Annotated in this window: 17 protein-coding genes; 13 read left to right on the plus strand and 4 right to left on the minus strand. The window is 44.6% G+C overall.

Translation table 11 applies throughout. From position 1 onward, the window contains the following. The first annotated feature begins 20 nt into the window (after positions 1-20). The 10 genes from JJ941_RS10390 to cdaA all read left to right on the plus strand — a co-directional run bounded on the left by JJ941_RS10390 (position 21) and on the right by cdaA (position 16,385). Positions 21-3,233 (plus strand): lamin tail domain-containing protein, encoded by a 3,213-nt coding sequence (locus JJ941_RS10390; RefSeq protein WP_290964768.1) that lies wholly within the window; start codon positions 21-23, stop codon positions 3,231-3,233. A gap of 71 nt (positions 3,234-3,304) precedes the next feature. After that, positions 3,305-4,828, plus strand: a complete 1,524-nt coding sequence (locus tag JJ941_RS10395) for a hypothetical protein (RefSeq protein ID WP_290964771.1) — start codon at positions 3,305-3,307, stop codon at positions 4,826-4,828. 7 nt (positions 4,829-4,835) lie between these two features. Continuing rightward, on the plus strand, positions 4,836-7,790 hold the full coding sequence (locus JJ941_RS10400) for a TonB-dependent receptor (protein WP_290964774.1): 2,955 nt from the start codon (positions 4,836-4,838) through the stop codon (positions 7,788-7,790). A gap of 2 nt (positions 7,791-7,792) precedes the next feature. Beyond that, positions 7,793-8,797, plus strand: coding sequence for a PorV/PorQ family protein (locus JJ941_RS10405; protein WP_290964777.1), 1,005 nt, complete (start codon positions 7,793-7,795; stop codon positions 8,795-8,797). Next, a complete protein-coding gene (locus tag JJ941_RS10410; protein WP_290964779.1) occupies positions 8,794-10,089 on the plus strand; it encodes a hypothetical protein in 1,296 nt (431 codons plus the stop codon). Before JJ941_RS10405 ends, JJ941_RS10410 begins: the two co-directional genes overlap by 4 nt. A gap of 117 nt (positions 10,090-10,206) precedes the next feature. Beyond that, on the plus strand, positions 10,207-12,900 hold the full coding sequence (locus JJ941_RS10415; RefSeq protein ID WP_290964782.1) for a TonB-dependent receptor: 2,694 nt from the start codon (positions 10,207-10,209) through the stop codon (positions 12,898-12,900). Between the two features lie 83 nt (positions 12,901-12,983). Continuing rightward, positions 12,984-14,201, plus strand: a complete 1,218-nt coding sequence (locus tag JJ941_RS10420; protein ID WP_290964785.1) for an ectonucleotide pyrophosphatase/phosphodiesterase — start codon at positions 12,984-12,986, stop codon at positions 14,199-14,201. A gap of 127 nt (positions 14,202-14,328) precedes the next feature. After that, complete coding sequence (fdxA, locus tag JJ941_RS10425; RefSeq protein ID WP_255133614.1) at positions 14,329-14,664, plus strand: ferredoxin FdxA; 336 nt, start codon at positions 14,329-14,331, stop codon at positions 14,662-14,664. 59 nt (positions 14,665-14,723) lie between these two features. Next, positions 14,724-15,554: a dihydropteroate synthase gene (gene folP, locus JJ941_RS10430; RefSeq protein WP_290964787.1), complete on the plus strand. Its 831-nt coding sequence runs from the start codon at positions 14,724-14,726 to the stop codon at positions 15,552-15,554. Between the two features lie 15 nt (positions 15,555-15,569). Next, complete coding sequence (gene cdaA, locus JJ941_RS10435) at positions 15,570-16,385, plus strand: diadenylate cyclase CdaA (protein ID WP_255133610.1); 816 nt, start codon at positions 15,570-15,572, stop codon at positions 16,383-16,385. A gap of 63 nt (positions 16,386-16,448) precedes the next feature. Here cdaA and meaB read toward each other — a convergent pair whose 3' ends face one another. The 3 genes from meaB to JJ941_RS10450 all read right to left on the minus strand — a co-directional run bounded on the left by meaB (position 16,449) and on the right by JJ941_RS10450 (position 21,107). Next, positions 16,449-17,441 (minus strand): methylmalonyl Co-A mutase-associated GTPase MeaB, encoded by a 993-nt coding sequence (gene meaB, locus JJ941_RS10440; protein ID WP_290964791.1) that lies wholly within the window; start codon positions 17,439-17,441, stop codon positions 16,449-16,451. Positions 17,442-17,562: 121 nt separating this feature from the next. Continuing rightward, complete coding sequence (gene scpA / locus JJ941_RS10445) at positions 17,563-19,701, minus strand: methylmalonyl-CoA mutase (protein ID WP_290964793.1); 2,139 nt, start codon at positions 19,699-19,701, stop codon at positions 17,563-17,565. Then, on the minus strand, positions 19,701-21,107 hold the full coding sequence (locus JJ941_RS10450; RefSeq protein WP_290964796.1) for a methylmalonyl-CoA mutase subunit beta: 1,407 nt from the start codon (positions 21,105-21,107) through the stop codon (positions 19,701-19,703). Before JJ941_RS10450 ends, scpA begins: the two co-directional genes overlap by 1 nt. Before the next feature lie 167 nt (positions 21,108-21,274). Here JJ941_RS10450 and JJ941_RS10455 point away from each other — a divergent pair, with 167 nt between their 5' ends. Further along, positions 21,275-22,438 (plus strand): acyl-CoA dehydrogenase, encoded by a 1,164-nt coding sequence (locus tag JJ941_RS10455; RefSeq protein ID WP_290964799.1) that lies wholly within the window; start codon positions 21,275-21,277, stop codon positions 22,436-22,438. 38 nt (positions 22,439-22,476) lie between these two features. Here JJ941_RS10455 and JJ941_RS10460 read toward each other — a convergent pair whose 3' ends face one another. Then, on the minus strand, positions 22,477-23,184 hold the full coding sequence (locus tag JJ941_RS10460) for an SUMF1/EgtB/PvdO family nonheme iron enzyme (RefSeq protein ID WP_290964802.1): 708 nt from the start codon (positions 23,182-23,184) through the stop codon (positions 22,477-22,479). Between the two features lie 225 nt (positions 23,185-23,409). Between JJ941_RS10460 and JJ941_RS10465 the strand changes: the two genes are divergently transcribed. Next, complete coding sequence (locus tag JJ941_RS10465) at positions 23,410-24,675, plus strand: PAS domain S-box protein (protein WP_290964804.1); 1,266 nt, start codon at positions 23,410-23,412, stop codon at positions 24,673-24,675. An 87-nt stretch (positions 24,676-24,762) separates the two neighbouring features. Further along, complete coding sequence (locus JJ941_RS10470) at positions 24,763-25,191, plus strand: SufE family protein (RefSeq protein ID WP_290964807.1); 429 nt, start codon at positions 24,763-24,765, stop codon at positions 25,189-25,191. Positions 25,192-25,195 lie beyond the last annotated feature (4 nt).

Below are 25,195 nucleotides of genomic sequence, written 5' to 3' on the forward strand. Positions count from 1 at the left end.
CAAAAGACAGAGGATCAACTATGATTAATGCTACAAAAATAGGAGTGAAAGGTGCAGCCTTGTTTGTGCTGACTTTTCTCTTCAGTTATGGTGCAGCTTATGCACAGAGCAACTTGTTTTTCTCGGAGTACATTGAAGGCTCGAGTAATAACAAAGCGTGGGAGATTTACAACCCAAACAGTACCCCCGTAAATCTTGACAACTATCAAATTGCGCAATCTTCAAATGGAGACGGGTGGGAATTCTACCATACATTTCCAAATGGAGCCTCAATTCCAGGTTATGGTACGTATGTAATTACTACCGACCAAGTGAGTTCATCTTTATTCAATGCCGATTTTGCAGATGAGGTGCTTGGCTGGCCAAGTGTTACACATCACAATGGGAATGATGCAAGGGCACTTATTCATATATCAGGAACGGATACTACTTTTTTAGATGTATTTGGAGATCCAAACTCTGATGCTGATTGGGCAGTTGGAGATTCTGCTGAGGCTACTAAAGATCATACTTTAGTTCGAAAGCCTAATGTTTCAACCGGAAATACTACTGCTCTTGGTTCTTTTGGAACTGATGACGCTTCTTCAGAATGGATAGTTTATCCTCAAAATGATTTTGGTGGCTTAGGTGCACATAGAGAATATGGTACCCCGATTACTATTCGTGATCTTAACACCTATCAGAATGTGCCTGAGTTTTCAGAAGCGGCTATTGAAGACCACCCGCTTGCGGATAGTACAGTAACTTTAACGGTTGTTATTACCTCTTATCCGAAAAGTTCAGGATTATCTAACCCGGATGATACCAACGATGACGGTACCATTGATGAAATCTCACGAATTCATGTATTTGTTACAGATACCAATGCAGCAAGCATGGGTCGCCAGGGTATGTCTATTCAGCTTGTTGAGTCTGATTACTCACTTCTTGATGGGTTCACCCGTGGAGATGTTGTAACCCTGGATGCAGTATTAGGCTTCTTTGGTGGAACTTCTCAGGTTGCCGTTGAGTCAGTGAACAGGCTTGGTAACGTAAATCAGGAATTCCCTGAATATGCAAGTCTACTTGACCCATGGGAAGTTGATCTGACTGATATAAACAGTTTTGAAGATGGCGAGCTATCGATGAATTTTCAGAACTACAATGTATATAACGGAGCCTATGTTAAAATCAATTCTGCTACGGTAAGTAACGTAGCGCAGGGCAACCGTGTAGACTGGGCTATCAATAAAGACGGTTCCAGAATTTATGTGTATGATACATCTCTGAGATACCGAAATGATCATGCCATTGGTGCTGAAGGATATCTGCCATCCTATAACGCTCGTAGAATAGATCCTAACCAGGACGGACCATTTGAAGCACCTGCTTCCGGAGCAAATGTAGATATAAGTGGTTTTGTAAACTACGTTGGTGATGACCCTGATGGTCTGGTTCCGAGTGGAAACGGTGCATTCAGCATCAACCCATTTGAAGACGGTGTTGTTTGGCTGAACGGTGTCCGAAACGTTGATGGACAGGACGGATTTGAGTGGCCTAATGACCTTGTGGTTAACGGACTGCCTCCGGTAATTTCGAATGTGTCACTTTCAGACTCTACGATCACTTCAAGTGATGCGGTTACTGTAACCGCAAGTGCCGAAGCTGTTGATGGAGCTACATTGACTGGTGTAAGTTTAATCTACACATCTCCTGATACTACGGATACGCTGACAATGTCAAACACAAGTGGTAATGAGTTTTCAGCTACACTGCCAACATTTGATAACTTCACACCCGTATCTTTCTACATCGAAGCATCGGATGACAACGGGTTGACTGGTAGAGCTCCTTTCTCTGGAGGTTTCAGTTTCTTCGTTGCTGATGATCCGATTTCATCGATTTCAGTGCTACAGGAAACAGGAGATGGACAACCAGGCTCAAGTCCTTTATTAGGAGCGGGTGCTATTCCTGTAAATATCACGGCCACAGTTGTTTCTAGTGCCGGCGAAAGTGGTTTCATTACCATTCAGGATGCTGCCGCCGCATGGTCTGGTATTTATGTAGAAGAAGACAGCGAAACCGAAAGCCTGAATATTGGAGATGAAATTAATGTTACTGAACTGACCATCTCTGAGGAGTTTGGCGTTACCTTTGCTACGCTTGACGAATTTACAGTAGCATCTTCTGGGAATTCTGTAGCAAGTTTAGCGGTAGAGCTTATTACTCAGGACATCACAGGATCTACTACTGCGTATGAAGAATACGAAGGTGTTTACCTGAAATTTAACGACGTAAAAGTGACTACCAACCAGGCCGATGGTTCCAGCGATTTCGGTGAGTGGGAATTTGGTTCTACTCAAGGTGGTGGTGCTGCAGATACACTGGAGGCCGGAGACGGACTACGTGTAGATGATGCATTCACAATCAATTATGGTTCTGACTTAAACGATCATGTTAAAGTTGGTGCTCAAATGCAGTCACTGTCAGGTGTTCTTTATTATTCTTTCGGTAATCCGAAAATGATTTTGAGAACCCTCGATGATGTTGTGGCTGATGACTGGACGCTGCCAGATACCGGTTTTGATCTGGAAACACCGGCTGATGAAGCCACTGTTGAAGTAACCGGTGATATTACCGTTGAGTGGGAAGCTACATCAGACTTTGACGGCAACGATATAACTTACGAATGGGTGCTATACTCAGCCGATACGGCTAACGTTGTTGCATCAGTGCCATCAAATGACGATTCAACGGCTTCTGCCGTAACTCTGACCTACGAAACCGTAGATGGCTTATTAGCTTCAGCAGGCCTAGAAGTAGGCGATAGCGAAGACTTCGTATGGACTGTTCGAGTAAGCGACGGTGTGGATACTGTAGCTGCTGCTGAAGATTATGATGTAGAAACAAATACATTCTCTACATTGTACTACAGCTTGACTTTGCAACGAGCTATGGAAACATCCGGTGAAGTTGAAACAGGCTTGCCTAAGAGCTTTGACCTGAAGCAAAATTACCCGAACCCTTTCAACCCAACAACCAACATCACCTTTGATCTGCCACGTGCTGCAGATGTAAGCCTGACGGTGTATGACATGCTGGGTAGAAAAGTAGCCACATTGGTGAACGAAAGAATGAATGCGGGTAGTCATACAGCAGCATTTGATGCCTCAAGACTGGCAAGTGGTATGTATATCTACCGCATCGAAGCCGGTTCTTTCGAAAGCATTAAGAAAATGATGCTGATCAAGTAACAAATTAGATTTTCCTGGAATGAGGATGGAATACTCCTCATTCCTATTTTTTTAAAAACTAAATAGTTCAGATGTACAAGTCCTTCATTTTAATTTTAGCGGTATTGTCAGCCGGCCTTTTTATTTCGGGCTGTGATGCTGGTTTATCCGGTACGGCTTCAGAAAATCAGCCTCCTTCAACTAATTTAACGGTTGAGAGAATTAACAGGGGAGATGATTTCAGGTTATCCAGCCAGATTAACATTTCCTGGTGGGGCAACGACCCTGACGGGTATGTTGTAGGCTATGAGTATGCCATAAACGATACCAGCGAAGGAGCCTGGACTTTTACGGAGCGATCCGACAGTACCTTTATATTGCCGATTACTGAAGGTCAAAGTGTTGATGATGTTCTTTTCAAAGTAAGGGCTGTTGATAATGAAGGCGCAAAAGATCCCGTGGGCGCACGTCTGGTTTACCCAATAGTCAATTCTGACCCTACAGTTTCATTTTCTGAAACGGAAACTCCGCCTGATACACTGTTTTCAATAAGCAGTTTTGGCTGGAGATTCAATGATCCGGACGGACTATTAAACATTCGCAGCACTGAAATTGCGATTAATGACACCATAAACGGGTGGACAGAAATACCGGTTTCATCAGAAAATGAAGGGCGAATATTTATATCACTCGAAGTGGATAATAGCAGCACAGGTACAAAAACAGCTGATGTGTTTCTGGGTAGATCATATAATCGAGGAGTTGATGAATCCGGCGATCCTATCCAAATAGCAGGTGTTGAGGTGGGAGCTACTAATACAGCTTACGTTCGCTCCATTGACGCAGCAGGTGCTGTAAGCCAGTTAGATAGTGTGAGTTGGTACATTAAACCCCAACGATCAAAAGTGCTATTTTTAAATGATATTGGCTCAAACAATTCTCTGGAAAAACAAAATGAGCACCTTTCATACCTTAATAGCTATGGTATTGAGCCGGATCAGTGGCTGATTAATACCGGGACTCCTTCATTAGGTACTATAGAGCTTTCAGATCAATTTCCTGCGGTAGTGGATCCAACACTACAGAAAACGCTTGCAAAGTGGGATCATATTTATTGGGTATCCAATGATATAGACAGAAACATCGTACATGCATTGGAAATTACCAGAGAGTTCTTCGAGCAGGGCGGAAACATGTTTGTCACTATTCCTATGAAGGAAATTGGCCAGGATGACGATGTATTTAATTTCATACCGGTAGATTCCATCGGGGATTATAGTTCTGCCAGTTCAAGAAGTACTAATTTTATCATCAATAACAATACAGAGGTTCCCAGCCTGACCGGCGGGCCGTCACTTCTTACGGAAAGAACTCAAACGAGTATCTTTCCACTAAAACCAATACCCGGAGCTACCCTTCTATACCAGACTGATTTTCAAACAACAACGTTGACCGGTAGAATTGAGGATTATACTGAGTTCGAAGGGGTAGGTATTGAAAATCCGGAGGGCAACGTAATCTATTTTGGTATGGATCTAACGTTGTTAAATGGCAACAATAATTTGGCCGATTTTATTGAATATATCTGTATCCAAAGACTGGGTTTCAGCAACTGAGGTTATTATGAAAAGATTTAATCTGATTTTATTACTGTTTACGCTTTTGGGAACGGCTTCGGTGTGGGCTCAAAACACAGGATCTATTTCCGGAACCATTACAGCTGATGAAACTGAAGAGCTGCTTATTGGGGTTAATGTCCGAATTGTTGGTACTTCTTTCGGTTCGGCTACCAATCTTGATGGGGAATATGTGATACGAAATATCCGCCCCGGTCAATATAACATTGAAATCACCTATGTGGGTTTTGAGACCGTTTTGCTTACCGGTATTCAGGTTGAGGCGGGCGAAACTACAGAATTAAACTATGCACTGCGTGAGCAAGTTTTAAGTGCTGAGGAAGAAGTAATTGTAGTAGGTGAAGCTCCTATTTTTGACGTGGAAAAATCCTCTACTTCATCCACCATTTCCCGATCGGATATTGAGGCCGCTCCCATCCAAAAAGTGGAGGATGCGGTTGCCTTGCAGTCCGGAGTGGTTAAGGATCCAACCGGACTATACATCAAAGGCGGGCGGGCTTACGAAACCGGCTATGTAGTTGATGGTGTTTCTGCTCAGGATCCGCTGGCAGGAACCGGATTTGGATTAGACTTGGGTTCCAACTCATTTAGTAATGTGGAAGTGATAACCGGTGGGGTAGGTGCTGAATACGGTGACGTAACATCCGGTGTGGTATCGGTTCAAACCCGTGATGGTGGCGACCGCTACGAAGGCAGCTTTTCTCATAAACGGGATAACTTCGGTTCCAACGTGATGTCTCACGAGTCTAACTTTTTTGAAGACGTCTATGAATTGAGTATCGGCGGGCCGGAACCTATCACACAAAAATTATTGCCGCTGGCAGGCCTCAATATCCCGGGTGATGTGTATTTCTTTGCCACCGGGCAGTTCGCTACATCCGACGGTTATACCAAATTATCTGCAGACCAAATCAGGTCATCCATTGTTGACAATGAATTTTGGTCGCCCAGACAAGGGAACCGCTGGAACGGGATGATGAAACTGACCTACAACATCAAGCCGGGGATGCGCCTGCAGGGTGCTTACCAGCGATCGTTGACTATCAACCAGAATACGCGGATGCTTCAGATTACCGGTGCTGATACCCAGATTCAGCCCGGCTTCCAGTTTGCTTTCTCAAACGGCTTTCTCGACAACGCAAACACCTACACTCACGACAGCAACCTTTCCTACCTGAAGTGGACACATACCATTTCTCAAACCGCTTTTTATGAAGTGCAGGCAAGTCGGTTGTTTACCCGCTTAAGGGCAGATGCCAATGGTAGAAACTGGAGACCTGAAAATGTGGATGGGGAATTTGATCCGGGCAGTATCAACACCTATCCTGGAGAAGAGTTTCAGGGAACAGACGACTTCACCTATGTGCTTGCCGGTCCGGGTTATATCAATAACGGTGGTATCGCAACATTATGGCACGATCACTTTGCAGAAGAACTTACGCTGAAGTCAAGCCTCACCAAGTATTTCAATGAGCGTAATAATCAGCTGGTGTTTGGCTTTGAAATGAAATTCAATGACTACCAGTGGATTGACATCACCCGCCCATGGATTGGTGCCCCTATCCGGATTGATGAAAACACGGTTTCAGAAACATTCCGTGTAGGTGAAAGTTTTGATGCCTGGAGGGTTAAACCGACGAGAGGGGCCTTTTTTATAACAGATAAGATCCGTTATAACGGACTGATTGCAAACATCGGCGGGCGATTTGAGTATTGGTCTCCCGGCTCATATGTAGATGAAAGGGTGAAAGAGGCGTTGGATCCAAATACCTATTCCACCATCCCCGAATTTATTGCACAGGACTATCTTGATGAGACGACCGAGATTTTCGGCAATCGGTATAAGTTCATTTTCCTGCCAAAGGTAAACGTTTCTTTCCCGGTGAGAGAGAACCAGGTGTTGTTCTTTAACTATGGTCATTCGGCACGTATTCCTCACCCACGATTTGTGTATGCCGGGCTCGATCCTTTTTACCAGGATCAGTCAGATCTACCCAACCTTGGTAACCCGAACTTAGACCGTGAAATTGATATCTCGTATGAAATCGGTCTTCGGAATCAGATTACAGCAAATGATGCCTTAAATGTATCGGCCTTTTGGAGAGATAAATATGATTTTGTGACTTCCGAGCTAATCACCGTACCGGATATTGATGGCCGACCAACCACCAAGGCATTTCGAATTAACGGTGACTATGCCCGGTCCCGTGGGGTTGAGGTGAGTTACATCAAACGGTATAAGGACTTGCTGCAGGGTCAGGTTTCATTCACCTATTCCCGTGCCGAAGGTTTGAGTTCAACCAACGATGATAATCTGAACGCCATCAATGCCCGCCAAAATGTGGGTAATAATATTGAGACCCCGCTGGCCTGGGATCGCCCGTTCGATATAAAAGGAAATATCCGTTTTACTTACGACCGGGATGAACCCCTGTTTGATTTAAATCCACTGAATCAGTTTCAGATGTTTTTGTCTGCCGTGTGGAGAAGTGGTCAGCGTTATACACCCTATGAATTTGTAGGCTTCGAAAGAAATCCGGTAACCGGTGTTCGCGACTGGCGTCCTATTTACGAGCGATTGGACGATCCTGCTCAACGATACAGTGAAGTAGGTCCGGCCTGGTTTTACATGGATTTCAACATTAGAAAGTGGTTTGAGGTGAACGACACCCGGATCGCGGCTTTCCTCGAAATCACAAATATTTTAAATAATCAAAGCTCAGTAATTATTAACCCGGTAACCGGCAAAGGATACAAAAATTACCCTTCCGATCAGTCTTCTTTAATTGCTCTGAGAGATAACAGAAGTTACGATGTGCCCAATAATGTAAGAGACCCGCGTTACCTGGATCCTACCGACAATAACCTGCCGGCTTATGAAAATCCGGCGAATTACCTGGAACAGAGACACATCGTATTTGGAGTATCTATAAACTTTTAATTATGAAATTCATTAAAGCATTGATAAAAAGTTGTTTGTTGTTTCTTATCGGAGGGTTGCTTTACAGCCAAAGTGCCTATGCCCAAACCAGCTATGGTGATGACCGGGCAGGGACGGAAGGCTTTCAGTTTGCCAAGATTTCCATAGATGCCCGAAGTGCGGCAATGGGTAATTCAAATATGGCCGATGCCATTGATGGATCAAGCCTGTATTGGAATCCGGCCAATGCATCGGTACTCGGCAGTTCCAATGTGATGCTGAATCACACCCAATATGTTGCCGATATCAACCTTGAGTATTTGAGCTATATCCACAAACTCGGACGTTTTGCCATTGGTGGCAGTATCCAATACCTGAATTCCGGGGAGATAAATGAGACTACCGAATTTGAACCCCTGGGAACCGGCCGAACCTTTAGTACGCACCACATTTCCGCGGGGCTGACCGGTTCGCACCAGATTACGGATCTTTTCAGTTATGGAATTACCCTGAGATACCTGTCCGAAAATTATATCGACATTACCTATCAAACAGGAGCCATTGACTTTGGTTTTCTCTACTATGTGGGCGATACCGGTCTCAGGTTTGGAGTGAGTTTGAATAACTTTGGTTTTGAAGCTGCTCCTTCAGGTACTGCTGAATATGAAACCCTCGATGGTATGGTGGAGCAAGAGCCAACCAGCGATTTATCACTGCCAACAAGGTTCAATATCGCGGCAGCTTATAATGTCATCGAAAATGAAAATCACGAGCTTCTGGTAACGGCGCAGATCACTAATCCAAGTGATAACTCTGAGCAGTTGAATATGGGTGTTGAGTATGGTTTTATCGGCCAGTTTTTTGTGAGAAGCGGATACGAATTCGGTGTTGAAGAAAGAGTTTGGCCAAGCTTCGGGGCGGGCGTTCAGGTCCCATTTATGGAAAAAGTATTAAAAGCAGATTACGGATACACCGTGTTTGAACGTTTAGGTGGAATTCACAGAATTGGTTTAAGTGTAGCGCTATGAAACAAGCAGTAAACAGAATTTTTATTGGTTCATTAATCCTGACAGCAGGTTTTCTGTATGGATGTGACAACATTTTTGGAGCCAAGGATAACGACACAACAGATGAAATTTTCGAAGAGGGGAGTATTGACCCAACATTGGAAACCGTAGAAGGATATGCTCCGGTGCTTCCTTTCTGGGGTGAATTTGATGCTCCAACCGATGTATTCGTTGGCTTTGACCGTTTTGTATATGTAACGGATGCGCAGGGTGTCCACCTGCTGGACCGGGCCGACCTGAATCCAAGAATCACCATTGAGTTGGACGGAGCCAATGCCGTTACGCAAGACCGTCTTCTAAATATTTATGTATCTGCCCGCATCGATACTGTGATCGAATCGGTTGATCCCAACATAACCTGGAACCTGCCGGCGGTTTATAAAATTAAGAACATGAACGGGACCGGACCTCTCACCTATGTGGACACTCTTATTTTCCCATTTGATGATGCCAGTTTGAGTACCTCTGCGGCCCAAAATGCCCGCCTCAACCGCGGTTCAAATATCAATTACGAACGCGTTGAAATTACCGGGGTTTCAGCCATGGCTGATAACTCCATATACATCACACGAAGAGGTCCTTTTAATGAAACAAATCAGGTAGCAGCTCCTGATAATACCGTACTGGAATTCAGAAGAATTTCGGAAAACGGTGAGTTGACCGGAAAGATGGAAAACGTTCGCCAAATACGGACGCTGAATCCCGTTACGCCATCCTTGAGAAGTGGAATTGGTTTAAGTTCAGTGGCTACCTTTGTAGCTCCTCCACAGCGCGATACTTTTACAGAAGATCGGAGCTTCCTGATTACCCAGGCCGATCAGACAAAGGATATCTCTTTTAGAGTTTTATGGATTAATGCTGTTGAAACTCCCGACGGACTTGTATTTCAACAAAACTCACAGCTGCTTGCCCAGGATACTACCCAAGCCGATGGCTTTCTATATGAGCCGGATAAATTTCAGCAGCCAACCGATGTGGCATTCGGCGGTGATGATGACAGCTACATATTTGTGGTAGATGCTGCCCAGCATAAACTATATCAGTTCCAGTCGAATGGTCAAGAAGGAGTGCCTCCACCTCCCGGTGCTGAAAATCAAACCAAACAAGTATTGGTGTCATTTGGTGAGCTTGGTTCAGGGCCAAAAGAATTTGATTCCCCGAGCGGAGTTGCTTACTTCAACCAGGTAGTATATGTAGCCGACAAAGGCAATAATCGTATCGCACGATATAAGCTTACTACTGACTTTGAATAGGGCTTAATCCCCGTTCAGTCAAGCTGTTAAGTTATAATAAAACCTGATCGTAACATTATCTTAATCTTATAGTTTTTATTTTTGGGTTCTACTGAAAACCTCAAATAAAACGGACAAATGTTACGCTACTTATCTATAGTTTTTTTAAGTCTGATTGTGTCAGGTTCTGCCCTTGCGCAATCAACTATTACGGGTAAAGTTACGGACGCCAGCACCGGCGAACCCATTATTGGTGCCAACATATTAGTGATGGGAACCACCCAAGGTGCTGCCACCGATCTTAACGGTGAATATGAGATTGACGATGTTGATCCGGGTACCTACAACCTGCGTGTTTCTAATATCGGGTATGTAACCCTGATGGAAGAAGTCACGGTTGGAGAAGGAACCCTTACCCTCGATTTTGAAATGCAACTTACCAGTGAGTCATTGACTTCACTTGAGGTATTTGCTTCTCGTTCAGACCAAACCACTCCGGTTGCTTTCTCTGATGTAAGTCAGGAAGAAATCAGAGTTCAGTTGGGTTCTCGTGACCTTCCTGAAGTGTTAAACGTTACACCTTCGGTTTACTCAACCAACTCAGGTGGCGGTGCAGGTGATGCCCGTATTAACGTTCGTGGATTCAGCCAGAGAAACGTGGCTGTAATGATTAATGGTGTTCCTGTAAATGATATGGAGAACGGCTGGGTGTACTGGTCTAACTGGGATGGCGTTGGTGATGCTGCCCGATCCATTCAGGTTCAGCGCGGTATTTCAAATGTAAACCTGGCTGTGCCATCTGTGGGTGGTACCCTGAACATTATTACTGACCCAAGCAACAATGAAGCCGGCGGCATGGTGAAGTTTGAGAACGGTAGTGGAGCCTTCAACAAAACTACCCTGATGCTGAACTCCGGCCTTATTAACGACAAGTTTGCCATCAGCGCCGTGGGTGTACGAAAAGAAGGCGAAGGTATTGTTGACGGAACATGGACAGATGCCTGGGCTTATCATATTGCGGCTTCATACCAAATTAATGACGAGAACAGGCTTGACCTGTTTGCACTGGGAGCTCCTCAGCGTCACGGTCAAAACCTGTATGCCCAAAATATTGCAACCTACGACCGAAGTTATGCGCTGGGTCTGGATAGCTATGATCCTGCTGCCGCTGATGTATTCTGGGAAAAAGGGCGTTTGTTTAACTCTAATGTTTCCGGAGTATCCAACAGTTATGATGGAAATCAATATGTAGGAGACGGATGGTTAAATCCAAGCATCCAGAGTCGCTACTCTAAAAACTTCCTTAACGAGCGAGAAAACTTCTTTCATAAGCCACAGGTTAACTTAAACTGGTACAGTGAACTGACTGATAAGCTTACACTAACTAACGTATTGTACTACTCCGGTGGTAAAGGTGGAGGAACAGGAACGCTTGGTGACATCGAGTATGATTACAGCCACGCTCAGCGAATTGTTGACTGGAATGCGACTATCGCTGATAACCTGGCCAATTTGGATGGAAGTGGAGATGCTGTTGCAAATGGAATTATCAGAAACAGCCGAAACAACCAGTGGACAGTAGGTGACATTTTGAAGCTTTCTTACCAGGCTAATGAAAACCTTGAACTGCAAGCCGGTTTAGACTGGAGAACAGCTGAAATTGAGCACTATCGTGAAGTACGTGACCTTCTCGGTGGCCGCTATTACATCGACAACTCCAACGATCTGAACCCAAACCGTGAAACTCGTCTGGGAGATAAAGTTGCTTACAACTTTGACAACACAGTAGATTGGTTAGGCGGTTACCTGCAGGGTGAATACTCCAAAGACAACTTCAGCACCTATGCTACGGTGGGGATCTCAACTGTAAAATACTCCCACTTGAACTACTTCCTGGATGATCCTAACAAAGCAGGATTGCAGGAAACAGAACGTGAAAGCGACAATCTTGTTGGATACCAGGCTAAAGCAGGTGTTCTTTATGGATTGAGTGATGATCTGGACCTTTACCTGAATGTTGGCGCAATCTCTAAAGTGCCGATTTTTGACAACGTTATTAACGACGGAACCGGTGCGATCAACGAAGACCCTGAAAACGAGAAGTTCTACTTCTACGAAGCAGGTACTCGTTACAGAGACCCAAGCGGACGATTTGGCTTTAACCTGAACTACTACCTGACCGATCGTCGCGACCGTTCGTTCACAAGAGGAATCAACTTTCAGGATGGAACAGAAGGCTTGATTAACATCACCGGCCTGGATCAAATGCACACCGGGGTTGAGCTTGAAACATCTGCTAAACTGGCTGAATGGGCCCGACTTGACGTGGCTGCTTCTCACAACTTGTGGGAGTACAAGAATGATGTAACTGCGCTTTACACCCCTGATCAGAATAACCCTTCTGTACAGGATACCGTAAGCCTTTTTGTTGAAGGACTGAAAGTAGGTAACGCACCACAAACACAGTTTGCTTATACACTTACAGTAGAGCCAATGCAGAATCTGGATGTTACCCTTGTAGGTACTACATTCATGCGCCACTGGTCAGATTTTGATCCGCTTGACAGAGACGACCCAAGTGATCGTGCACAGACATGGCAAGTGCCCAACTACACGGTGTTCAATGCTCACTTGAATTATGCTCTTCCTGGTGTATTTGAAGGAAGTTCATTGTTCCTGAACCTGTTCAATCTTTTTGATAACACATACATTCAGGATGCTACGGATAACAGTAGATTCAACGGATATGACGGCGATCACGATGCTGATGACGCGGAAGTATTCTTTGGACTACCTCGACGATACAACTTTGGAGTTAGAATCAACTTCTAACAATACAAACGTATCATCAATTTTACGTTAAATTTTGAAAGCAGCCTGTCTTTTGACAGGCTGCTTTTTTATTGTACATCATCATGAAAAAACTACTTGTCTGCGCTTTAATTTCGATGGTCTTAATGGGGTGCATCGAAGAAGAAAAATCAAGGGATGCAAAAGTCTTGCTTGTTTCCTTCGACGGCTTTCGGTACGACTATCTTTCCAAAACCCATACCCCAAATTTTGATAAACTCGTGGAAACCGGCGTATTTAGTGAAGGCCTGATTCCGATTTTCCCGTCAAAAACGTTTCCGAATTATTATGCTATGGCTACCGGTCTGTATCCGGAGAACAACGGCTTTATTGCCAACAATATGTACGATCCTGAGATGGATGCCCGATTTACTATTTCGAACCGGGATGCGGTAGAAAACCCCGATTGGTACGAGGGTGAGCCGATCTGGAATACGGTTGAAAAGGCTGGCAAAAAATCAGGAACCATGTTCTGGGTAGGTTCAGAAACTCCCATACAGGATATGCGCCCCACCCACTGGAAACGATATAATGAAAGCATGCCTGACTCAGCCCGTATCGACACGGTTGTAAAATGGCTCTCTTACGGCAATGAAAAAGAAGTCGATTTTGCCACGCTCTATTTCAGTTTTGTGGATGCTCGTGGTCATCGTTTCGGGCCCAATTCCCCGGAAGTGGTTGAAGCTATTGAGCGGGCGGATAATTTAGTGGGTTATCTGGTAGAATCTATAAACCAAAAAGGACTGTCCGGCAAAACGAACCTGATGATTGTATCGGACCACGGCATGGCAGAAATTTCCAGGGACCGGGTTGTGATTCTTGATGAGATGATAAACCCGGATGATCTGCAGGTTATTTCTTACAGTCCGGCGATGATGACAAATGTAAAGGGTGATAATTTAGAAGGAGTATATTCGGCATTAAAAGCCAATGAAGAGCATTTTAAAGTATATAAAAAGGAAGATATCCCTGAACGCTATCACCTGAAGAATCACCTCAGGGTACCGGAACTCTTGCTGGTTGCCGATGTGGGCTATACCATCACAACCAGGGAGTTTTTTGAGGAACGTGAGAATTATCCATCAGGAGGAACCCATGGCTTTGACAATCAGGCAAAAGAAATGCACGCTCTGTTTGTAGCCAATGGTCCTGATTTTAAAAAAGGATATACAGCAAAGCCTTTTCAGAATGTACACCTGTACTCTTTGATGGCGCATCTTTTGGAGATCACACCGGCACAAAACGATGGAAGCCTGGACAGTGTGTCGGTACTTTTAAAGTGAAATTGGAAACTTTTTCGCCAAAAAAACAGGTTCAAGGGCTTTATTAAGATTGCATCTGTCTAAAAGTGAGGGGATATTCCCTTGCTGAAATACTCAGTCTTTCACAACCTAACAGAGTTTTAAAAATATGCCATACGTTGTTACTGAACCATGCATTCAATGTAAATACACTAACTGCGCAGCCGTATGTCCGGTTGATGCTTTCCGCGAAGGACCTAACTTCCTGGTTATCGACCCGATGGAATGTATTGATTGTGATGCATGCGTATCTGAATGTCCGGTAGAAGCTATTTACCCCGATGATGAAGTACCTGAAAAATGGGAAGATTACATCGACCTGAATGAAAGACTATCCGAAGCCTGGGAAGACCGCATCATCAATGAAACTCAGGATGCACTGCCCGATGCTGACGATTGGGCCACCAAAGAAGATAAGCTTGATCAGCTTGTAGAAACCTGGTAAGTAACCGGAGTTTTCCCTGAGTCACACAGCCTCTAACGATTCCCAAGAATCACTCATTATTGCCTGACGATACCTCCATTTTAAGCGCATCTTCATCCCCAAAAATAATGGGGATCATCAATGCTACGCCCGACTCCTTCAGTGATGGAGGTAAATATCTGAACCATAGCCGGGCTATGGACCGCATTCACCTGATGCTTAAAAACGGGGCACAGATTATAGATGTGGGAGGGGAATCAACCCGGCCGGGAGCCGATCCGGTTTCCGAAAGTGAAGAGATAGACCGGGTTATTCCACTACTTGAAAAAGCCATCCCGGTTTTCAGCGATGCCATATTTTCTATCGACACCACTAAGTATGAGGTGGCTAAAAAAGCACTTCAGGCAGGTGCTAAAATTGTCAATGATGTGAGCGGGCTGCAAAAAGACCCCCGCCTTGCCGACCTTTGCGCTGAACATGATGCCGCATATGTTTTGATGCATTCTCAGGGTGATCCTAAGACGATGCAGAAAAACCCGGAGTACAACGATGTGGTTGAAGATGTGATGGGATTTTTCGAGCGGCAAGCTGCGGAAGCAAAAAAGAGGGGAGTCCATCATCTTATTTTAGATCCGGGAATCGGGTTCGGGAAAACGCTGGAGCACAACCTTAAATTGATTGCCCACCTTGACAAATTCAAAAAATTTGGTTTCTCTGTATTAGTTGGAGCTTCACGCAAGTCCATGATCGGTAAAATATTAGACGACCGGCCTACAGACGATCGCATAACCGGGACCGTTGCGCTGCACTACCACGCACTCATAAAAGGAGCAAATATTCTACGTGTGCATGATGTGAAGGAAGCTTCCGATTCAATTCGTATATTCAACGCAGTTCAATCCCAACAATAACCAAATCCGGCGGCCTTGTTTCCCATTGGTTTCCTTGAATTCGGCTTAAAAGATTTTGCCGAGACGCTCATTATTGCGCTCGTGCTGGTATATCTGTACCGGTGGGTCAAGGGTACGTTTGCCATTCAAGCGGCCCTGGGAATTTTGTTTGTGGTGATTATTAATGTTGTGATTGGGCTTTTGGGCTTTACCACCATCAATTCCATTCTGAGCCAGATTCTGGACGTCGGTATTATCGCGCTCATCATTCTCTTTCAGCCTGAAATCCGGAAACTGCTGTACCGGCTGGGGACCAATACAAGTCTGGATCGCTTTTTCTCTACGTCCAATTCCGATCGTACCATCGATGAAATTATCGACGCCGTCAAGGAAATGTCGAAAAATAAAACCGGGGCACTTATTGTATTTGCCCGGACTTCTTCGCTGCAGGATTTAGTAGATGCCGGTGTAAATATTGACTCTGAAATCCGAAGTGAACTCCTCACAACCATATTCCAAAAGGAAACCCCGCTTCATGACGGGGCTGTTGTCATAAGGGGGAACCGGATTGTGGCAGCAAGTTGTTATCTGCCCATTTCACAAAACCCGAACATCTCTTCTTCATTCGGGACACGGCACCGCGCTGCAGTAGGAATCAGTGAGTCGAATAATGTGTTCGTAATTGTGGTATCGGAAGAAACCGGACGAATTTCCATCGCCCGAAACGGGGCTCTTACCAGTGGACTTACCATTCAGAAATTGCGAGCTGAAATGGAAGAAACCTTCGGCAGCCAGAAGTTTGATGAAGACGTTGCCTTCAGTTCTGCCCAGGCCGACATGAAGCTTAGTTGATTTCGTTAATCGTTATTCGTGAATCCGAGGTTGTTACCGAATAACGATTACACGAATAACGAACTATCTTTCCAAAAACTCTTTCATCAAATCTTTGGCGGCTTTGTAGGAAGATATTTTTCCTTCCTGAACCTGCTTTCGGCAGGCTTCCAGTTTAGATTTGAGATCAGCATCTCCATAAAATGCCTGGTGCAGTTCCTGATGGATGCTTTCATTCAGCCAGTAGTTGGCTTGTTCTTTTCGTTGGTGATCAAAGTACTCTTTGGCTTTGGTGTGGCGCACATACTCATCCACAATTTCCCAAACTTCGGGAATGCCTTTGTTATGAAATGCAGAACAGGTTGTTACTTTGGGAATCCAGCCAGATTCAGTAGGTGGGAAGAGGTGCAGGGCGTTTTTGTATTCAGCCATAGCGCGTTTGGCAGCATCTTCATTCCCGGAGTCGGCTTTGTTGATAACGATGGAGTCGGCCATTTCCATGATACCTCGCTTGATGCCCTGAAGTTCATCTCCGGCACCGGCAAGCATCAACAATAGAAAGAAATCGACCATGGAATGAACAGCTGTTTCTGACTGACCCACACCTACGGTTTCAATGAGGATGGTGTCAAAGCCTGCTGCCTCACAAAGGGTGATGGTTTCCCGTGTGCTTCTCGCTACGCCCCCCAGAGAGCCGGAAGTGGGGGTGGGGCGGATATATGCATTCGGATGATTTGATAGCGTCTCCATGCGTGTTTTATCCCCAAGGATACTGCCCCGCGTTTTGGAGCTGGAGGGATCAACAGCAAGAACGGCTAAGTTCCGGTCCTGTTCATCAATTACATAATTGCCAAAAGCTTCAATAAAGGTGCTTTTCCCAACCCCGGGAACACCGGTGATACCAATTCGAACAGAATCTCCGGAATGAGGAAGACATCCTTCGATGATTTCCTGAGCCAGTTCCTGATGCTCCTGTTTGGTGCTTTCGATTAAAGTAATAGCACGGCTAAGCAACATTCGGTCGCCATCTAAAATACCTTCAATAAATTCGGAAGCGGGTGGAAGTTGTTTACTCAAAGCGCCCTTCCTCCTCTAACTTTTCCATAGTTATAAAGGGGAATTAGCTGGAAAAAGTCGCCTAACAACTTTGGAAAAGTTATTAAGGGTGAAGATCTAAACAAAAAATTTGCAGTTAATTTCATGAGGATGAATAATTCTCAATCAGCACTTCCAGAATTTGTTTGGCGGCTTTGGGGATAACCGTTCCGGGACCGAATACGGCCGTAACTCCGGCATCATAAAGGAAATCATAATCCTGCTGGGGAATCACACCGCCGGCTATAACAATGATATCTTCGCGCCCTTGTTTCCTGAGTTCTTTGATGACCTGTGGAACCAATGTTTTGTGTCCACCTGCCAGGCTGGAAACCCCGAGGATGTGAACGTCATTTTCCACGGCTTGTCGGGCGGCTTCTTCCGGTGTCTGGAAAAGAGGCCCGATATCCACATCAAATCCCAAGTCAGCAAAACTGGTTGAAATAACTTTCGCCCCGCGATCGTGTCCGTCCTGCCCCATTTTAGCGACCATGATTCGCGGACGCCGGCCATCCAGCTCAGCAAATTTATCCGCCAGGTTCAGTGCTGCTTTAAACTGATCGTTATTTTTGAGTTCTGAGGAGTACACGCCGGAAATAGATTTAATGGTTGCCTTGTAACGCCCGAATGCTTTCTCCATGGCATCTGAAATTTCGCCAAGAGTAGCTCGTTTTCGGGCAGCGTCAACGGCTAAAGCTAATAAATTTCCGTCACCCGATTCCGCGCATTCGGTCAGTTTATTCAGCGCAGCTTCTACAGCTTTGTCATCGCGCTCTTGCTTCATCGTGTTGATGCGCTCAATCTGGGATTTACGCACTTTCACGTTATCCACTTCCAGTACATCAATTTCCGATTTCTCATCGGTCTGGAATTTGTTGACTCCTACAATGGTGTCTTTGCCGGAATCGATGCGGGCCTGCTTCCTTGCAGCTGCTTCTTCAATCCGCATCTTAGGGATGCCGGTTTCAATTGCTTTGGCCATACCTCCTAAATCCTCAACTTCACCAATCAGTGTCCAAGCCCGCCGTGCAATTTTGTCGGTCAGGTATTCTACATAATAAGAACCGGCCCAGGGATCAACCGCTTTGGTGATACCGGTTTCTTCCTGCAGAAAGAGCTGGGTATTTCGGGCAATACGGGCAGAGAAATCGGTAGGCAGAGCAATAGCCTCATCCAGTGCGTTGGTATGAAGCGACTGTGTATGCCCAAGCGCTGCTGCCATGGCCTCAACCGTAGTGCGCGCTACGTTGTTGAATGGGTCCTGCTCGGTAAGGCTCCATCCCGAAGTTTGGCAATGCGTTCTGAGAGACAGCGATTTAGGGTTTTTTGGGTTGAAGGACTTCACAATTTTAGCCCATAATAAACGCGCTGCCCGCATCTTGGCAATCTCCATAAAGTGGTTCATGCCAATGGCCCAGAAAAAAGAAATCCGCGGGGCAAAATCATCAATATCCATTCCGGCTTCTATTCCGGTTCGGAGGTATTCAAGGCCATCGGCCAGGGTATAAGCGAGCTCAATGTCGCAGGTAGCCCCTGCCTCCTGCATATGATAACCACTGATAGAAATGGAATTGAAGCGAGGCATATTCTGAGAAGTATATTCAAAGATATCCCCGATAATTTTCATTGATGGTTCGGGTGGATAGATATAGGTATTCCGAACCATGAATTCTTTCAGGATATCATTCTGAATGGTTCCTGCAAGCTGTTCCGGCTTCACGCCTTGTTCTTCAGCTGCAACAATATAGAATGCCATCACCGGAATAACGGCCCCGTTCATGGTCATGGAAACCGACATCTTATCCAGCGGAATCTGATCAAAAAGAATCTTCATGTCCTCCACCGAATCGATGGCTACCCCGGCTTTGCCTACATCACCGGAAACCCGGGGGTGATCGGAATCATACCCGCGGTGCGTGGCAAGGTCAAAAGCAACAGACAAGCCTTTCTGTCCGGCTTCCAGGTTGCGGCGATAAAAAGCGTTGGATTCTTCGGCGGTTGAAAATCCGGCGTACTGACGGATGGTCCACGGACGAACAGCATACATGGTAGAATAAGGGCCGCGCAGATAAGGTGGAATTCCGGCAGCGTAATTGAGATGTTCAAGCTTCTCGATATCCTCTGCGGAAAACCGGGGTTTCACCGGAATTTGTTCAGGAGTTTCCCACGCGTCTTTCTTTGGGGACTTATGCTCTGAATTTACATTTGCTTTAAAATCTATGTTGGAGAAATCCTTCTTCATTATCCTTCCCCGTTTTTAAGTTCTGCTTCAATATTCAAAAGCGATATTTTGTCGATCGTAATACATTCATTCATATCTTGGTCAAAGCTGGCAAAATTTTGAATTTTGAATTCTAAATTTTGAATCTTTTCGTCGGGCTTATATTTATTCACCCCTACCAAAACTTTCTCTTTTTGTTGGTAAGCCTCGATTTTTTCTTTTCGTGAAGCAGCTACCAATTCTTGTATGTATCCTGATTTAAGCGCCTCATGAAAACCACCCTTGGCTTCAATTTCCTGGAATAACACCCAGCTTTTTTGGGCCATGCTATCAGTAAGCACTTCTATATAATATGAGCCGGCACCTGGATCGGCCACTTTATCCAAATACGCCTCTTCCTGGAGTATAAGCTGAATATTTCGGGCAATACGGGAGGCAAAACCGGAGTCATCGGAAAAATGCTCATCATAACGATGGACCGTGATGGTATCGCAACCCCCGATTGCTGCTGACATGGCTTCCGTCGTGGTTCGAAGCATGTTATTGTGGGCATCCGATTGGGATTTATTCCAAAAATTGGTTTCAGCATGGACGGAGGGTTGAGTGATATCCACTCCATATTCGCCTAATACCTGGCCCCACATTCGCTTAAAAGCTCTGAACTTTGCTATCTCAAGGAAGTAATTGGGACCGGTCGCAAAATTAAAATGCATGTTGCCGGCCAGTTTTGAGTTAAATCCGAGATATTCATTACCGGCTGCCATAGAAAAGGCCAACTGCTGAATGATAGTCGCACCGGCGTTTGCAAAAACTGAACTATCGATGGCACAAAATGAAAATGATTCATCAAAGGTATTAACCGTGTTTTTAATCTCAGCTTTTGAAACCAGATTTCCGGTTAAAGCTCCATTTGCCATCGGGTCGAAATTAAAGCCTGCCGATAATTCTTCTGTATTAAGTTTTCGTTCATCACATATTTCCTTTAGCCAAACAGATGCATCAGTTGAAGAAATAGCACTGCCAAATCTCAGAGCGATAAGTTCAATTTGAATGTCCTTTAATAAGTTCTCCAAATCCTCACGGGATTGCAGGTAGTTTTTGGGCGGACAGAAATATAATCCGGAAGCTCCATTTTCGAGTGCATGCAGGGCTTCTTTATTTGCTTCCGATACCGCCGAACTTTCCACGGGTTCTATAACATTCCATGAGCCGTGGGCTGCAACAGTCTCAGGTGAAAGAGAAAGATCACGTACGTTTTCTTCCCGGTAAAACGGAAGAGGATTGACCCCTTCGCCGGATTGCCAGCGAAGCACATCTTTGTAATCTTTTCCTTTAAGGTCTTTCTCAATTACGGCTTCCCATTCCTCAGTAGATATGGGTGGAAACTCATCAAAATGAAGGGCTTTTTCGAAGTCTGAATTTTCCAAGAGTGACTAAAGAATTTTTGAGGTTTAGTAATTATAACGAAAATAAAGAGGTCGAGAGTTCTTTACTAACGGGATGCAAAAAATACGGTTTTAATTAGTAAAAAAGCGCTTACAATTTGTATATTCTGTTTCACTTTCACTCAAAACCTACTCACACAGTTTTATAGATGGAACAAACCGAGCAACTAATTCCACCTCTAACACAGCTCACTGAAGATGAGCAAATGCTTAAAGAAGCGGCAGCTGATTTTGCTGAAGCTTCCATCAAACCCCTGGTCGAAGAAATGGATGAAAATGCCAAGCTCGACCCAGATCTGGTAAAAGAATTTTTTGAAATGGGCTTGATGGGAATTGACATTCCTGAACGTTATAGCGGTGGCGGCGGAACCTTTATGATGTCGATCGTAGCTATCGAGCAGATTTCTCGCGTTGACGCCTCGGCGGGTGTTTTCATGGATGTGCAGAATACCCTGGTAAATAACGCTTTTGTAAACTTTGCCTCCGACTATCTCAAAGAAAAATATTTACCTCTCTTAGCCACCGAAAAAGTAGGTGCTTACTGCCTATCAGAAGCCGGATCAGGCAGTGATGCTTTTGCCCTTAAAACCACCGCTAAAGAAGACGGTGATGATTTTGTGCTGAACGGTTCCAAGTTGTGGATTACCAATGCCAACGAGGCAGACATCTTTTTGGTGATGGCTAATGTGAATCCCGAAGCCGGATATAAAGGAATTACAGCGTTTGTAGTTGAACGCGGAATGGAAGGGTTCTCAATATCCAAGAAAGAGAATAAGCTGGGAATTCGAGCGAGCTCCACCTGCGAAATTTTACTGGAAGACTGCCGTGTGCCTAAAGAAAATGTACTGGGTGAAGTTGGAAAAGGATATAAAGTAGCCATCGAAACATTGAATGAAGGTCGAATCGGTATCGGGGCCCAGATGATTGGTATTGCCCAGGGTGCTTTTGATGCGGCTCTGGCTTACGTGCAGGAACGTAAGCAGTTCGGGAAGGCAATTTCTGAATTCCAGGGTGTTCAGTTTCAGCTGGCCCGTATGGCAACAGATATTGAAACCGCTCGTTTACTGGTTTACAATGCAGCCCGAATGAAAATGAATGGCCAAAACTTTTTGAAAGAAGCTGCAATGGCAAAATTTTATTCCTCTGAAGTTGCTGAACGTGTGAGTTCGCAAGCGGTCGATTTATTTGGAGGATATGGATATGTGAAAGAATATCCCGTAGAGAAATATTACCGTGATTCTAAGATCGGTAAGATCTACGAGGGTACAACGAACATGCAGCTCAGCACCATAGCTAAGTTGCTACTTCGATGAGTGAGTGAGAAAAAGGGGGCTTCGGCCCCCTTTTTATTTTAAGGCTTTGCCGGTTTGAAGTGAAAAGCCCCATTCAAAAACCGCTGCTTATTGAGCTCTTCTTGGGATACGGCACATCGAAATCCCACCTCATAAAACTTTGCATCGCTTAACACGCCAACCCGCCAGTACACCTTAGCGGTATTCACCCAGGAATTAAAACTTCCGCCGCGGATTATTCGCACCATACTGTTTTCAAGGTCGTGCATTTCTTCCGGTCGCTGGTAGAATTGGTAATACTCGCCGATCCATTCCGAAACATTTCCACTCATATCATAAATACTAAGTTTGTTTGGCTTTTTGGTTCCTACCCTGAAGGAAAATGAGAGGTCATCTTGTTCGGTAATGGCATAGTTCGATAAAGAGTCCGGATTGTTGGTGCCCGCAAATAGGGTTGCTCTCCCCCCGGCTCTTGCCGCATATTCCCATTCGGTTTCGGTGGGGAGCCGCCAGCCAAAATAATTACAATAAGCGAGGGCATCATGCCAGTCTACACGAACAACGGCGCGATCTCCGCGCCCATAATGTTCATCCGGGGGAAGTTCCCTGTCTGTTGCTCTGGCAAAGGTATCGTATTGGGCAAATGTAACTTCATACTTACCGATGTAGTAGTCATCCAGGCTTACTTCATGAATTGGCAGGGCATCGGTATTAGTGCTGTCGATGATATCTCCCATTAAAAAAGTCCCGCCTTCAACTTTAACCATTTCAGGCTTGGGTATGGGGGGTGTTTTTTTGAATGTGGAGCAGCTACAGGTTAATATGATTATTAATAACAGGTATAGCGATAGCTTGAAATAATACATACTAAAAAGATAGTATTAATAGGGGAAAATTTCTGAAATAATTGGAATGATGTTGATTTAGTAAGAGTTTTATTGTGGTAAAATTAGGCATCAGTGCGTCAAAAATGTAAAACCTAAAGTAGTAAGATGGATCAGAAGTTAGACCCGGAAGTGATAGAACAAATTAAAAAGTGTTGTAAGGATGAGGCATCATTCTCAAAACTTGAAGAGTTGTTTGGAGAACTTTTTCAGAGATACCAAAACACAAAAAAACAGCTTTCACTGGTTGAGCAAGCTATAAAACACGATTACGATTCAATACTCATTACAGATTTAGATTTAGAAAAGCCGGGGCCAAAAATTGTATATGTAAATGAAGGTTTTACCCGCATGACCGGCTACACTAAAGAAGAAGTGCTGGGCAAAACACCAAGAATTTTGCAGGGTGAAAAGACAGACCGCCACGTGCTCGACAGGCTCAAAGAAAGATTGATAGAAGGGCAGGCATTTTTTGGGCATACCGTGAATTACCGGAAAGACGGCTCGGAGTTCATCAACCAATGGGACATTCATCCGCTTACAAACAGCAAGGGTGAAATAACGCACTGGGTTTCTTACCAGCGAGATATCACCGACAGAAAAGAATCGAGTAAGCTGATATTTGATGCTAATCTGGATTTTGACAATTTGGTAGAAGAGTCTAAGAAAACGTTTATCGACCTGGATGTTCAGGGCAACATCATTTCATCCAATAATTCCTTTAAGAGTTTACTGGGTTACGATGCCGATGAATTGAAAACTGTTAAAATTTGGGATTTGGTTGTTGACGAGGACCAGGATGAAATGAAATCCTTGTTCGGTGATTTTGATTCCAAAATGGTTGAAGACAAAGAATATCCATGGGAGTTTATCCAGAAAGATGGCGAAACCGTGAAGCTGGAAGGAACCATCAATTACTTTGTAAGTAATGATGAAACCGTTATCCGGGTACACTTCGATAATATTTCACTCAGAAATCGCATTATCGAAACGCTTAAAAAGAAAAAAAGCAGCCTGGAGAATATTGTCGGCAAGAAAGATGAATTCACCCTTCGGTTTGTAGCAGGAAGTGACGGCAAAACAGGCTGTAAGTTTGTATCGGAAAACTTTACAAATATCACCGGCCTCAATCCTGAGCTTATTCTTGATGATGGTATTGAGAACGTAATCCACGCCGACGATCTGGAAGAAGCTGAAAAAGCTCTGGAGAAAGCATTTAACGGTACTTCATCCAGCATCAGCTGTAAGTATAAAACTTCCGATGACAACTACGTGTCTGTAATACAGTCGTTTAAGCCCGATTTTGGTAAAGACAAGGAAAAGGTTGAAAGCGTTAAAAGCGTAGCTATGATAGAGCTGGAAGTGGAAAAATAAGTTTCAGCAAAATTGATATGGAAAGCCCGCCAACGTGCGGGCTTTTTCTTTATGTAGAGCAGGTTAACCCGTATATTGAAAATAAAAATGGATATTCAGGCGACAGAAGAACGAATTATCAAAGAGTTTGAATTACTGCAGGATTGGCCCGAGCGGTATAAGTATATCATTAAGCTGGGCGACAAACTGGATCCACTGCCGGAAGAAGCCCGGGTCGAAGAGAATCTGGTAAAAGGCTGTCAGAGCCAGGTTTGGCTTACCGCAGAAATGAAAGATGGGAATGTGATATTTAAGGCGGACAGTGATGCAGCGATCACCAAAGGGCTGGTTTCGCTGATGGTACGTTTTTATTCAGGTCGGGAGCCGGAAGTTATCATGAATAAAAAACCCGAATTCATAGATAAAATCGGGATGGCACAGCACCTTTCGCCAACGCGGGCAAACGGACTTGCTTCTATGGTAAAACAGATGAAGATTTATGCCATGGCCTTTAAATCTCAGAAAACGTTATCGTAATCTA

This window comes from Gracilimonas sp. (genome assembly GCF_017641085.1).
Classification (GTDB): Bacteria; Bacteroidota; Rhodothermia; order Balneolales; family Balneolaceae; genus Gracilimonas.